We start from the raw sequence: 13,316 nt of genomic DNA, 5'->3' as shown, positions 1-13,316 counted from the left end.
AGGATGTCACGCTTCGGTACTATTCAATTTGTAACGGCCATTTTTCCACCATACCCCTTCCGTTGGGTGTCACAACTTCTAACATAAGCCAATAGTCGCCAGGCACGCTGGTTAGCCTGATGGGTAGCTGCACCACTCCCTTGTCGTCAGGGTTAATATTGGTAACCCAAAAACCTACCGGAGAAAGATAAGGGCTGTTGGCTTCCCCTTTTGGCCCGATGGCGATCGGGTTCGAAGCATTAACTCCCATGTACTTGAACTTGTGAAGCCCTTTGATTTCCTTTTGGTTCAGGTAGTCGACATTGGTTACTATGTGTACAAGCCCCAGATACACTTCGTGTCCGAGGGTAAAAAGGCCGTGGTACAATTCATACTTGGTGACCAGGGCTGGATTAATACTTAATACTTCAGCTTGATTGAAAATAGGCACGCCATCGACAATGACCAGAGCAGGAACGTCCATTAATCCGGTAACAACTGCATTTGAAGGCAGCTGAATGGTGTTGTGCACCATCCGTATCAGCGGTTTCCCTTTCTTGAACCGTAAATAGGCGCTGGGCAAAATTTCTTTGAAGACATCCTTCATTTCGTTGAAGGGCACATATACGAGCGGATCAATCACTTCCGTTGGTTCGAGGAAAAAGCCGGCAATTTTGCTAATGAAGTTGTTTTCCTGGAAAACTTTAACGACATCGGATGTGCCCGTGTACACGCTGTCGATAATGCTTCTCTCCAGGGCTTCGTTTAGCAAAGCCGTTTTGTTTCGTGAAACCATCTTGGGAGGACTTGCAGCTGACATTTTGAATTGAGGAAACACGGGCCGGTCAATCACAATATCCACATCATGGTCGTAGTACCTCTGGAGAGCCAGAAACAGCTCGTTTTCACCCTCGAATGTGAGGTTTTCAAACTTGAAGAACCCGTCTTTTGTGGTTTTGGCAAACCGGAATAATGAAAAGTCACTCGTGTTGGCCAGGGCCAGGGGACAGTATTGTAAAGGCTCTCCGGTTTCTTTAAACGTTATTCTGCCCGTTATTCTAAAACCTTTCTGGAATGGATCAGGCGCCAGCTGTATAGAGTCTGACACCAGAACCGGAGGTTTGACGGTGATCCTGCTGCGGTTGGTCTGAACCCACGCCTCTTTTTGGCTGGCAGCCAAGTCATCAAACGCCAGCGGAACGTCGTCCGAAAATATCCCAGCTCTTTTTAACTGATAGGTGGCATAGGTTTGTCCTGAAGTTCTCAGGTTGTTGCCGTTTAGTGTAGGAAGCCTTTCATCGACCAGTTTGACAGAAAGGTAGGTCTCCGAAAAATCGATACTATCCACGTTGACCATAAACAGTAGGTTAGGGGTGCTTCCAGATGGAAGTTTGCCCCGCTGATTGATCCATTTTAGTCTCTCCTCAATTGGATCCTCAACAAAAACAAACCTCTCGATCAGCAATTTCTTTGCCTCGTCCCGAACAATGATTGAATAAGCCGCCGTTCTCTCTGAAGCACTGGCCGGTACCAGCATTGTCATTATGGGCTGGTTAATACTCACGATTCTTTTGAAAGCAAGCAAGTCGCCCTGCCTTATTTCCAGTTCGACTTTCTTGGATAGGTCGAAGGTGCTGTAGATTTTTAACTCCAGGTTTTTGGCACTGTCGGTTGCCACTTCGAGGGTGATACCTGGCGTTTCCACTGGTTGTATTGTCGTGGAAGCAACGACCGTTGCATTGTCCCACAATTGCAACCCAATGGGCTTGGTGGTAGTAGGGTTGACTATGAAATCTCCCATCAAGTCACCATCGGTAGAAACGGTTTCCTTGGATTCGTTCTCCCTTTCAACTGTAAGCTTGTAGGCTATGCCTGGCTCTGGGTTTGTCACCCTGAAAAAGACCTGGTTAGGGAGATGAGAGTATATCCTTCCGTTGTCAGGAGAAATAACCAAACCGGGCTCCTCTTTGGTAGCCAATTGGGCTATTGAGTTTTCTTCAATGGCCGACGAGGGTATTTGATAAGTGCTGATGGGGATAGAGGCTTCTACCCATTCGGTATTGTTAAGAAGGGAAGGAGTAAATACATGGAGGTAGTGTATCGCTTGTTCATCGAATAGGAGAGGCAGCCGAAATTCTCCGCTGGCTACGCCATTCACCCACAAGAACCTGGCCGACCCTATTGTTTCTCCCCTGGCGTTCAATAGTTCTGAATAGATGACGTCATTTCTTTTTACCACCTTGAAGGTTTTGTTGCTCAATGCAACAGCCTGAAAAATCAATCTTTCTTCTTCGAAATAGAAAGGCTTGTCCGTAGTCAGGTGAATGAATTCGGGGACAAGCTTTTCTGGTGAATCGTCTTGGCCACTGGCTTTAGCCAGACCAAGAACGCATAACGGAAGTAACAGTAGGTATTTCATAGTTATTCAAAGTAATAGGGCCTCGGACTCGCTCCTTCTTCGGCATAGCAGCTAAAGCAAAAGGATTCTATATTGTTGATCCTCGCTCCTGCATAGCAAATGTCGAGGTAGGTAAGGAACTCGTTTTTTATGTTGCTCTTATAAATAGTAATTGGAATCTCTGACAGTCGTCCTACCTCAAATAACCCGTACACATTTATGTCTTCTTTCCCTTCCACGTACAGGTTGCCCTTGATAATTGCCGGTGGCGGATCGAAGATGCTGCCGTTCAGGTTTCTTTGCTGATCAATAGACTGATAGAAAAGAAAAGCATTCCGTGTAATGGCAATCTGACGAACAAGCATGGTAAGCCGGAAGCTGAATCTCTTATCAAGAGGTAGAAACGTAATGAGGTGATCTTTAATCGATTTACCTTCCGATTCCGTGGCATTGGTGATGTTCAGGAACTCGTCCGAGCCAGAGATAATATAGCAGTTGAGGCAATCACACCTTGGGTCTCTAAAGGGAGCTTCATTGATATGGGCGGTTTCGAAGTCGTATCTCAGAAAGGTGTTTGGAGACTGAAAAGTACCCGTATTGACTTTGAAATTAATTCCATTTCTTTTTATCGTCACGCCATTGTCGTTCACAAACTCAAAGGTGTGTGACTCCCAGTAGCCTCCTTCAAGTGCTACTGCGTCAGGCACCTCCTCCCAGTCTGACACAATTCTTGTCTCCTCATCAGTATCGATCACCAAACGATATTTGTCTCCCCTGGCAATCTGCAGAAACGCTAGTGGGGTGTACAGTCCCTCGCCCCTCGACTCAAATACTATTTCTATATCGTCGTTGTCTGATTGCAGAACGACCCTGGCATCGTCGAATGGCTCCGACTTCCCGTCTAGGTTGATCTTTGAAAGTACCACCTTCTGAAACCTTGCGTCGTCCAACAGGAGGGCCTCTACCACAAAGTTTTGCGTTGACCTTGGTATGTCGAGCTCAAACTGCTCTACGCATGCTGGCAAGAAGGCTGGCAGCAAAACGGCCAAATAAGGGGCGAGCCAATATCGTTTAACTGATCTCATTTAGAACCAGACTGGCCTGTTAAAAGTTGATCCCGCCTTTCTTTTGCAGTCAAAGCATTCTGGTTTTGACCGATCGGGGTTGCCAAAGCCATTTCTCTCCGTGCACACCTCTGTAAAAGTGTCTATTCTGAAGTCAGCATCGCCTTTCCTGACCGTCACCGAAGTTTCGGTCACTGCGTTCAGATCGAATACCCCATAAATCCTTCGGGCAGGGTTTTTCAAGTCTTTAAAGCTAGTTTCGAAGACGGCCGGAGGAGGATCAAAAATTGTTCCTTCAAGCTTTTTTTGTTGTTCTATTAGCCGATAGTATTCGTAGCTTTTTTCTGTTAAGGCGAATTGGATAATCCTAACTGTTTTCACCAGCGAATACTCTACATTGGATGGAATAAACAACACCTTAAAATCTTTCAACTGGCCGTCGCTGCCGCCCAGGATATCACCAGTCTTTATAAAGTCTTTACTCTTACCAAGAATAAAGCAACTATTGCAATCAGGGCAAAGAGTGCTTCTGAAAGGTGCTTCCATCTGGTAGCCATATTGGTAGTCATACCTCATATAGGTATTTTCGTTTACCGATGGCGCTGTTGTAATGAAATAATTAAAACCGTTAGTTTGGATGTCAAACCCCAAATCATTGACAGCTATCTGAGGTATAGCGTCAAAATAGCCATTTTCAATTCCGAGGGGCAAAGGAGCTGCTTGCCAATTCGATTCGATGGAAACAGAATCACCCATATCAATAAGTAGCCTGTACCTACTTCCTTCAACAATTGTTAGGGTTCCGCTGGGGTGATATTTACCTGCTCCCAATTCTGAAAACTCTGATTTTCTGCCGGTCTCGTGTTCCAGTAGAACCCTGGCCCCACTAATCATGCGAGCACTGTCGTTAGGGTAATGTAACTTAAGTACTATTTCCTGAAATTCTGGTGAATTCGAAATCATTCCCTCCACAACAATTGTCTGATTTGTAGCGCTAGCCAGGTCGATTGAAAAAGGCTCAATGCAACTGGTCAGACTGACAGCTGCAATGACGAAACAGTATGTGGCTATTTTTTTGATCATTTTATTAGAACCAGGCTGGCCTTTCATTTGTAGCACCTTCTTTCACACGGCAGTCGGCGCACTGCGGATTGGTGTATAAGTTATACGGAGTACATATTTCATCAAATGTGCGCACTGCAAAAGGCGCACTATTGCCATTGGTACTTACCGAAGCTTCATCAACGCTGTTAACTTCAAAGAAGCCGTAGATGGCTCGTTCAGGGTTCCTTACGTCTTTTAGGTTGGTTTTCACTATAGCCGGAGGCGGATCGAATATGGTGCCTTTCAGGTTTTTTTGTTGCTCAATGGTAGCGTAATACTCGTACGTGTCTTCGTTAATGGAGTGTTGAAATATCCGGAGGGTTTTTTTGATGGAATACTCGTAGGAGGAGTTGATGAATGCAATCTGATAGTTTGAAAGTCTCTTTCTGCTGCCATTCTCCACAAATGCGGTTTTTATGAAGTCCTTTGCATTGCTGACAATGTAACAGCCAGTGCAATCCCAACAAAGGGAGCTCCGCATTGGCGACTCCATAATGTAGGCCGACTGGTAGGAATAACGGACAAAAGTGCTCGTAGCATTGGTATACTCAGAGGTGACGTAGTAGGAAAAGCCGTAATAGGGTATTAAGTAGCCATTGTCATTAAGAGATTGCTCAATGGTGGGCGACACGTATGCCGTCTCTATTTTGAGCGGTGGCGGAACACTTTGCCAGTTTGATACTATTTGCACGGAATCTCCCAGATCAACTAGCAGCCGGTACTTCTCTCCATTAGTGACTTCAATGGGAGTGGTGGGATAATAGGTGCCTGCAGAGGCTTCGGAAAAAGAAAACTTTATGCCGTTCGAATTTTCAACCTTCACTATTGCTCCTTCTAATTCAATAAACCCGAGAGGGTCGTTTGGTGTTTGACGAAGCTTTACTGATTGCAACTCGGGATGGTTGGAGAGAATTGCCTCAACAATTATCTGGTTGGAAACACGCTCAATGTCAAGAGAAAACGGTTCAATACACCCGGCAAGCAGCACGAGCGTGAATAAAGGGCCATATGATAGTTTCCTGATAATCATAAGATCAAAAGTAGTCGGGCCTGACTTTGGTGGCGCCTTCCCTTGCCCGGCAGTCGAAACAGTCAGCTCCAGGGTTTGAAACCAAACAATTTTCATAAAATGAGGGTATCAGAAAGTCAATGTCAGATTTCGTTATCATGGCAGAGGCTTCGCTGTATTTTCCCACCTCAAAAAAGCCGTAAACTGTTTCGGTGGGCATGAGGTTGTTGCTGACATTTCCCCTCAGGACTGCCGGTGGCGGATCAAAAATGCTGCCCCGTGCTTCATTGAGTTGATTGATGGATTTGTAGTACTCGTAGGCAGCTTTTGTAATGGTAAGCTGCTGGACCAACACGCTGAATCTGATCCCAAACCGTTCGTCGAACTCAATAAACTCAATTGACTTGCCGGAAAGAACTTTCCCCTTGCTATTCAACACTTCTGCCAGTTCAATAAAGTTCTCTGTTTCTTCCTGTATGTAGCAGTATTGACACTCGCTGCAGAGGTCTGATGCCATGGGTGCATCATAGGCGTAGGTGTCTTCGTAAGTCCAGCGCAAGTAGGTGTTTTCCGAAGCAACTGGCTTTGTTGCTACAAAAATTTCAATTCCTTTCGAAGTCGTCTCAATCCCTCTGTTGTTAACGACGGATCGGTATTTCGCCTCAATGAAAGCGGTATCAATCTCCGATGGCTCAGGAACTTTTTCCCAGGTTGAAACGGCTCTGATCGAATCTCCGATAGCAATCTCCAGTTGGAATTCGTCCCCGGCCGCCACCTCAATGCTGCCAGAAAGGGGGACGTATGATCCGTCGTAGGTGACGACCAGCGGCCAGGAGTCTCCGGCTTTATTTGAAATGCTGACTATAGCATTGTAGATGAGCTCCCGAGGCCCATCCTGGTGTTGGAAATACAACCTGGTTCGTTGATAGTCGGGATGATCCAGCAACATACTTTCTACAATAAGGATATTGTCTTGTTTGGGTACGTCAACTTCATATGGTTCAACACAGCTAGCGCACGCCAATAGCAGCACGAAAGCGCAGGACAGATTCGAGGTAATTCTTTTGCGAAATCCTCCCGGTGCTATTTGTAATCGCTGTATTGGGTTGCTGAACCGCATCTGCTCTACAAAAATTTAAGATTGAAGGTGACTGAAGGGAATGGTATCCCGAGCACGGCAAGCTTGTAGGGAGTTACAGGCGGGTCGGAGTTCCGTTGGCTAAAAAAGACTGAATAGGCATTTTTGCGGCCGTAGACATTGTATAGCGAAAAAGTCCATGAGGTTTCCACCTTGGCTTTTCGCTTGTTGGTGCCGTCAACCGAAAATGCTATATCGAGCCGGTGATAGTCTGGCACCCTGAACTGGTTTCGCTCTGAAAATTGAGCGACTACAATCCCATTGAATACATATTTATCAATTGGGTAGGAGGTAGGGCGCCCTGTGCTATAGGTGAAATTGCCCGAAAACCTCCAGAGTCGTGACAGCTTATAAGTGGAGACAATATTCAGCGTATGAGGTTTGTCAAAGTCGGCAGCATATTCTTTGCCCCTGTTGATCTTTTGTTCCTCCAGCTCTCCGTTTATCGTTCTCAGACTTCGGGAGTAGGTATAGCTAACCCATCCGGTAAGTAATCCAGCATCCTTTTGAACGAGAAATTCGGCGCCATAAGACCGGCCAAAACCCTGAAGCAATTCTGTTTCAATATTGTCTTTTAGGAAAAGGTCAGCATTGTTCTTGTACTCGGTCACATTCTGCACTTCCTTATAAAATAGCTCAACCGACGTTTGCAGCTTATTCTTTGTGAAGTTCCTGAAATAGCCAATGCCGTACTGGTCGCCGATAACAGGCTTGAAATGAGTGCCGCTGGTGGTCCAGATATCGAAAGGGGTGACGGCCGCCGTGTTAGAAACAATATTAATGTACTGCCTCATCCGGTTGTACCCAATCTTGATCGACTGCTCTTCGGCTATTTTGATGCTTGCAGAGCCCCGTGGCTCAAAACCTGCGTAGGTATTGATTACATCACCTTTGGCATAGCTGGTGGAGTCTATAATGGCGTCGTCATCCCTGGCCAGCGCCGGATCATAGGAATAAATTTTCAATGGCCCTTTTTGATCAAAGGTTGTATACCGGCTGCCTGCCGATAAGGTAAGCCATGAAGCAGGCTTCCACTCGAGAGATCCGTATACAGCCTTTTCTATTCCGTTCATGTCCTGAAGGCTGCGGGCTGCTTCCAGTGAAGAGATGGTAGTTGGCTCCAATTCGCCCCGCTCAATATTGTACTTACCGGCCAACACCCCCACTTCTGCCTGAAAGCCGTTTCCTGGATCGTAAGTGAGGTCTGCTTTTACATCTTTATAATGAATACCGCTTTGCATGATGTACTCACGCAATGTTTCGGTGTTCTCCACTTCAAAATCATAGTCGCTGGAGGCACCATTTACTTTGAGATAAATGTTTTGAGGAAAGGAGTGTGTCCATGAAACTGAGTAGATTTTGTTCTGATAGCTGTAAATAGCGTCCTGAGCAAATGAAAATCTATCGCCGCTCATATAGCCGGAGAGCCTCACCTTGTCTTTGTCGGTAACAAATGCGTCGATGGTGCCCTGAAAATCGATATACCTGGCTCCGCTTTCCCGAAGTTCAATACTTCTTGTTCGCTTCAAAATCCAGTCGGCACTGGCCACCCGAACGCCGAGGGCAAGCGACGCTTTGTTTTTTATCAGTGGCCCTTCTGCAAAGGCTTTGCTGGTGATAGGCCCTAGTCCCACATTGCCGTTCCACCGTTTCTTGTCGCCTTCTTTGAGTCGGATGTCCAGCACTGAGCTTATCCGGCCACCGTATTTGGATGGAACTCCGCCCCGGTAGAGTGTAAGGTTATCCACCATTTCCGAGTTAATGAGGGAGAAGAAGCCCAACATGTGTGACGGATAAAAGACTGGCGCACCATCCATCAGGATCAGGTTTTGGTCAAAGTTTCCTCCTCTCACATTAAACCCAGACGAGCCCTCGCCAACAGAGCTTACACCGGGAAGAAAAGTCAGGCTTTTTATTACGTCAGCCTCTCCGAGGAATGAAGGTAACCGCCTGATAGAAGCCACATCTATTGAATTGATGCCCATTTTTGCATCTGTTACGTTGTTTTCAAACGCTCTTTCCCGGATGGTAATTTCCTCAAGCTCGTAAGTGGTGTCAAATAGTTCGGTGCTTAGCTGCCCATCGCCAACAATTGCTACGGGCTTTCTTTCCTCGATGTATCCTACCGTTGTAATGAGCAGGTCGTACAAGCCAACAGGCACTTGAAAGGAGTACTCGCCTTTTTCGTTGGTGCTGGTCGATCTATTAGTGCCTACAAGCATCACATTCGCACCTACCAGCGGGTCACCACTATTTGCGTCAAGGATACGCCCCCGAATAGTGGCATTCCTTTGGGTTCCGAAAGATTTTAGGTCGCCTATGATGGTGACTCCCTCCGGAATTTTTAATTGAGAACCATAGTCTTCCGAGCTGGAAGCGAACCTTCTGGCAGTTGAGTCGGGCAGTAATACAACCAGTTTTTTTCGATAGGTGATGTAGGAAAGGTTAAGGGGGGAGAGGAACGCACCTAACGCCTGATCCCTTGGAAGAGAAGTGTCAGGGATAGTTACCTTGGAAGCGTCAACCCACTCATCCCGATAGTATATGTCGATGCCAAATGCCTTTTCCAGTTGTCCTATTTTTGTTTTCCATTCAGAAACATCCTGAGCGTTTCCATCATAGTTAAACAACACCAACAGGAGGAGGAAGCAGTAGTTTTTTTTCATAGGCATTGGTAGGTATCGTAAGCTACAACAGGTTTTCTAATAGAAACCACTATAGCCTTTCAGGTTGGAATTGGTTTATTTTACCTGAATTACATATTCTTCTTCCGGCGACAGGTAACCAAATGGCTGTAACTGTATTCCCTCAATTTTCAAAAAAGCTTCGAAATTTGAAACCTCATTTTCATCAACGGCAATAAGTAATCCGCCGCTCGTTTGTGGGTCAGCAAGAATTGATCGCTGATAGTCGGAAATTTCGCTGATTTTGTGGCCGTAGCTTTCCCAGTTTCTAACGGTGCCTCCTGGAATACTTTTCTGATTGAGATAATCGTCAAGGAAATCAAATTTTGGCACCTTGCCGAAGTCGATGGTGGCAGATACGCCGCTGCTTTCGCATACCTCAGCCAAATGCCCCAGCAGTCCGAAGCCGGTTACGTCTGTCACTGCCGACACGTAGGGGAGGGTTCCGAGCTTCGCTCCCAGCTTATTCAATGTGAGCATGCTCTTTTTAGCCACAGCCAGGTGCTCCTCAGTCACAATGCCCCTTTTTTGGGCCGTGGTGATGATGCCAATGCCCAGGGGCTTGGTCAGGTACAGGTACGATCCTGCCGTGGCCGTTGAGTTTTTCTTAATATTGGTTACCGGTATGGTACCTGTTACAGCCAGTCCAAAAATGGGTTCTGGTGCGTCAATACTGTGGCCGCCAGCCAAAGGAATGCCTGCCTCTTCGCAAGCCTTGCGGCTTCCGTTCAGCACCTGATTGGCCACCTCAGGTGCCAGTTTGTCGATGGGCCAGCCCAGTATGGCAATGGCCATGATGGGAGTGCCTCCCATAGCGTAGACATCGCTGATAGCGTTTACAGAAGCAATGCCCCCAAAGTCGAATGGGTCGTCCACGATGGGCATAAAGAAGTCGGTGGTACTGATGATGGCGGTGCCATTTCCTAAATCATACACAGCGGCATCGTCGTTGGTATGGTTGCCCACCAGCAGGGAAGGAAAGAATGTTTTGTCAGTTGATTTGCTCAGGATGGTTTCCAGCACCTTGGGTGATATTTTGCAACCACACCCTGCGCCGTGGCTGTATTGGGTAAGCTTTATTGGTTCAGACATATTGAGTTTTCGTTTTTTCTATAACTAGTTCAGCCCATTTGGCAAAGTCTTCATGATCGGCTTCTATTTCCAGCAACAAGTCATTTTTGTGTCGAATCAAGGCGTTTTTGTAAGCTCTGTCGTAGTAGACGAGCAGCACGTCAGCTACACCTGCAAAGTCGCCCGATCTAAGCAGTTCCAGTGCACTTTTGGCGTGCTGTCCACCCAGTTTCTTTTCGAGTACGGTGATTTTTTCGTCCAGAACCGTCTGCGGGAAGCTGGCATATTCGGATACCAGGCGTTTGATCCTGATATTTCTGTCCATATTAAAATGCACACGGGAGCTTTTGCCCATTTGCCGCCAGAAGGCTTCAGGGATCATCACTTTGCCAATGCCTATTGATTCGTCTTCAAGCCAGACGGGTTGCGAAAAATCAAAGTCTTTGATGACCCAGAAAAGTTCGTTTTGGAAGTGCTCGGAGGAAGGTTGCGCCTCTTGCCCAAGCTCGCCAAAAACCGATCCCTTGTGACGGGCCAGACCTTCCAAATCAACCACCTGCTGACCAATGGTCGCCAGGGCTTTGATTAAATCCGTTTTGCCGGAGCCAGTAGGGCCTGTGATGACCATGAGCTCCATCTTATCAACGAATTTGTCCAACACGTGATTCCTGAACCGTTTGTAGCCGCCTTTGAGTGTAACCACCGGCAAGCCATACGTTTGCAGCAGCCAGGCCACGCTGCCCGACCTCATGCCTCCCCGCCAGCAATGCACCAAAATATGGTCTTTGAAGGTGAGCTGCTCTGCAAATTCAACCATTGGCCGCATTTTGGGGCCCACTATTTCCAGCCCACGTTTCACGGCGATGTCCTTACCTTGCTGCTTGTAGAGCGTGCCAATTTCAGCCCGTTCATCATCCTCAAAGAGTGGCAGGTTCACCGCCCCTGGGATTCTACCGTAAGCGTACTCCGATGGAGACCTCACGTCTACAACCGGGTTTTGCCTGCTAAGCTCCAGAAACTCTTCAATATCAACGCTTTTGACCATTTTTTCTTGGACGCTACTGTTGGCTGTTCCTATTCAATCCAAAAATTAGCGATTATTAACCTACTTTCATGAAACTTATCCGTTAAATAACAGTAGGTAAATAAAGGGGCATTCCACACGACGGTATTTGTCGGTTGGGGTGGCTGTTGATGCAACGTTTTTTTGGCTATATTGTCTATTGATTATTGATAACGAAAATTCTAAGTAATGAGTATTACTAATCTTCTCTGGTTCCTCGTCCCCGTTCTTGTGTTACAAATCGTGATGTTCTTTGTGATTCGGCAGAGGAAAAAGAAGATGAAGAAAAACGATGTCCTCGCCAAATATGGCATATCGAATCGCAGCGACCTGTTCCGCATGCTGCAAAACCCCCACTTAACGGATGAGGACAGAAACAAGCTGCAAAACATTTACGAGAGCAGGGTATTGGGTTAATGTCGGCTGCCTAACCAATCTCCGGGAATAACTGGCGCTATGGAAACTATTGGGCTTGGTTTATGTTATTTGGAAGCGCAGTTGTACAAGTAGCAAACCATATCAAAAAAGGAGATCACATTGGAAAAGGCAACGTTCGGTTCTGGGTGCTTTTGGTGCACCGAAGCAATCTTTCAAAATATTAAAGGCGTTATAAAAGTAGAGTCGGGCTACTCCGGCGGCAAGGAGAAGAATCCAAGCTACAGAGAGGTGTGTGGCGGAAGAACAGGCCATGCCGAGGTGGTGCAAGTGACCTTTGACCCAAAATTAGTTTCATTCGACGAGATGTTGGAAATTTTTTGGAATACGCATGATCCCACCACTCTCAATCGTCAGGGCAATGATGTGGGGCCTCAATACAGGTCAGTCGTATACTACCACAGCCAGGAGCAAATGGAACTCGCCGTCAGGTACAAAGAACAATTAGACAAGAGCGGTGTTTTCGCTTCGCCAATAGTTACGGAAATAAGTCCGTACAGTGAATTCTATCTGGCGGAGGACTATCATCAGCACTATTTTGAGCTCAATGGATCCCAACCTTATTGTTCATTTGTTATTCGCCCGAAAGTAGAGAAACTCAAAAAGAAGTATGGGGACAAACTTAAGTTGAGCCAGGTCTGAGCCACCGGCAGGGACACTTGATTTTAGGGCTTAAAATTCATCAAACAGTTGATTTTATTGCACGAGGTAATACCTTGCGGCTTCGTAGCTTTCGCTTGGGTGTTAGCGTGTAAAAAAGAGACTATCTATGAATTTTAAGCCCTTCGTTCTTATCATCATTTTGCTCGGGTTTTCTTGTAGCCCCGGAAAGCCGGGCAAGGAATATCAGCAAGCTTTTGAGGCTCATGAGGAATTGCTGGCCACCGAAGCCGAAACAAGGTCTATTTTTGATTCGATGGAGCAAATTCTGGCCAGAGATACGACGCTGGCTGTTTTTTCGGAGGAATTGAAAGCACTTAGTGCAAAACTGGAAGCCTGGGAGGAGAAGGTGGTGGCCGTTGGAGAAGCAGCAGACCATAAAGATCATTACCACCCGCACAATCATATCAAAATTGAAACGCTCACAGAAAATGAACTTTCCGAGCTGCAAAAGAACCTAAAAGCAGAGTTGGATGCAATAACCAGTGAAGTTTCGACACTGGTTGAGAAGATGATGGATAGGTAGGCAGGGCAAACGCATTTAAAACTATTTAGCTTTGAAATTCTTCTTTTTTACCCTGACCCTAAAGGGAAAGGAGAATTTCAAAGCTGTTTCACCCTTAAGGGCAGGGGTAGAAAAACAGCTTTGATAATAATATGTCCAATTTGTTTTAAATGCGTTTGCCCTAGATAGGTAGGCAGCTATTTGAC

Annotated in this window: 11 protein-coding genes; 3 read left to right on the top strand and 8 right to left on the bottom strand. The window is 46.4% G+C overall.

The features are described from left to right. Nucleotides 1-19: 19 nt before the first annotated feature. From RIF36_RS13800 to mnmH, 8 genes are all read right to left on the bottom strand, one after another. Nucleotides 20-2,398 (bottom strand): hypothetical protein, encoded by a 2,379-nt coding sequence (locus RIF36_RS13800; RefSeq protein ID WP_350122148.1) that lies wholly within the window; start codon nt 2,396-2,398, stop codon nt 20-22. Nucleotides 2,399-2,400: 2 nt separating this feature from the next. Beyond that, on the bottom strand, nt 2,401-3,462 hold the full coding sequence (locus tag RIF36_RS13795) for a DUF4249 domain-containing protein (protein WP_350122146.1): 1,062 nt from the start codon (nt 3,460-3,462) through the stop codon (nt 2,401-2,403). After that, nucleotides 3,463-4,524 (bottom strand): DUF4249 family protein, encoded by a 1,062-nt coding sequence (locus tag RIF36_RS13790; protein WP_350122144.1) that lies wholly within the window; start codon nt 4,522-4,524, stop codon nt 3,463-3,465. 4 nt (nt 4,525-4,528) lie between these two features. Next, a complete protein-coding gene (locus RIF36_RS13785; protein WP_350122142.1) occupies nt 4,529-5,671 on the bottom strand; it encodes a DUF4249 domain-containing protein in 1,143 nt (380 codons plus the stop codon). Next, the gene (locus RIF36_RS13780) at nt 5,580-6,674 is read right to left on the bottom strand and encodes a DUF4249 domain-containing protein (protein ID WP_350122140.1); all 1,095 of its coding nucleotides are present in this window, start codon (nt 6,672-6,674) and stop codon (nt 5,580-5,582) included. Before RIF36_RS13780 ends, RIF36_RS13785 begins: the two co-directional genes overlap by 92 nt. Nucleotides 6,675-6,679: 5 nt before the next feature. Continuing rightward, the gene (locus RIF36_RS13775; protein WP_350122138.1) at nt 6,680-9,358 is read right to left on the bottom strand and encodes a TonB-dependent receptor; all 2,679 of its coding nucleotides are present in this window, start codon (nt 9,356-9,358) and stop codon (nt 6,680-6,682) included. A gap of 75 nt (nt 9,359-9,433) precedes the next feature. Then, nucleotides 9,434-10,468: a selenide, water dikinase SelD gene (gene selD, locus RIF36_RS13770; RefSeq protein WP_350122136.1), complete on the bottom strand. Its 1,035-nt coding sequence runs from the start codon at nt 10,466-10,468 to the stop codon at nt 9,434-9,436. After that, a complete protein-coding gene (gene mnmH / locus RIF36_RS13765; RefSeq protein WP_350122134.1) occupies nt 10,461-11,492 on the bottom strand; it encodes a tRNA 2-selenouridine(34) synthase MnmH in 1,032 nt (343 codons plus the stop codon). Before mnmH ends, selD begins: the two co-directional genes overlap by 8 nt. A gap of 207 nt (nt 11,493-11,699) precedes the next feature. On the opposite strand from mnmH, the gene RIF36_RS13760 reads away from it, so the two are divergent. From RIF36_RS13760 to RIF36_RS13750, 3 genes are all read left to right on the top strand, one after another. Beyond that, complete coding sequence (locus RIF36_RS13760) at nt 11,700-11,927, top strand: hypothetical protein (protein WP_151996778.1); 228 nt, start codon at nt 11,700-11,702, stop codon at nt 11,925-11,927. 120 nt (nt 11,928-12,047) lie between these two features. Continuing rightward, on the top strand, nt 12,048-12,587 hold the full coding sequence (gene msrA / locus RIF36_RS13755) for a peptide-methionine (S)-S-oxide reductase MsrA (protein ID WP_350122132.1): 540 nt from the start codon (nt 12,048-12,050) through the stop codon (nt 12,585-12,587). A gap of 127 nt (nt 12,588-12,714) precedes the next feature. Beyond that, complete coding sequence (locus tag RIF36_RS13750) at nt 12,715-13,131, top strand: hypothetical protein (protein WP_350122130.1); 417 nt, start codon at nt 12,715-12,717, stop codon at nt 13,129-13,131. Nucleotides 13,132-13,316 lie beyond the last annotated feature (185 nt).

Source organism: Imperialibacter sp. (assembly GCF_040222815.1).
GTDB lineage: Bacteria > Bacteroidota > Bacteroidia > Cytophagales > Cyclobacteriaceae > Imperialibacter.
The sequence above is the reverse complement of the archived record's forward strand: the minus strand, read 5'-3'. Positions and strand labels throughout refer to the sequence as shown.

Excerpts from the sequence above, each read along its gene's own strand:
- RIF36_RS13800 (WP_350122148.1), bottom strand. The coding sequence starts at position 2,398 with ATGAAATACCTACTGTTACTTCCGTTATGCGTTCTTGGTCTGGCTAAA.
- RIF36_RS13795 (WP_350122146.1), bottom strand. The coding sequence starts at position 3,462 with ATGAGATCAGTTAAACGATATTGGCTCGCCCCTTATTTGGCCGTTTTG.
- RIF36_RS13790 (WP_350122144.1), bottom strand. The coding sequence starts at position 4,524 with ATGATCAAAAAAATAGCCACATACTGTTTCGTCATTGCAGCTGTCAGT.
- RIF36_RS13785 (WP_350122142.1), bottom strand. The coding sequence starts at position 5,671 with ATGAAAATTGTTTGGTTTCAAACCCTGGAGCTGACTGTTTCGACTGCC.
- RIF36_RS13780 (WP_350122140.1), bottom strand. The coding sequence starts at position 6,674 with ATGCGGTTCAGCAACCCAATACAGCGATTACAAATAGCACCGGGAGGA.
- RIF36_RS13775 (WP_350122138.1), bottom strand. The coding sequence starts at position 9,358 with ATGAAAAAAAACTACTGCTTCCTCCTCCTGTTGGTGTTGTTTAACTAT.
- selD (WP_350122136.1), bottom strand. The coding sequence starts at position 10,468 with ATGTCTGAACCAATAAAGCTTACCCAATACAGCCACGGCGCAGGGTGT.
- mnmH (WP_350122134.1), bottom strand. The coding sequence starts at position 11,492 with ATGGTCAAAAGCGTTGATATTGAAGAGTTTCTGGAGCTTAGCAGGCAA.
- RIF36_RS13760 (WP_151996778.1), top strand. The coding sequence starts at position 11,700 with ATGAGTATTACTAATCTTCTCTGGTTCCTCGTCCCCGTTCTTGTGTTA.
- RIF36_RS13750 (WP_350122130.1), top strand. The coding sequence starts at position 12,715 with ATGAATTTTAAGCCCTTCGTTCTTATCATCATTTTGCTCGGGTTTTCT.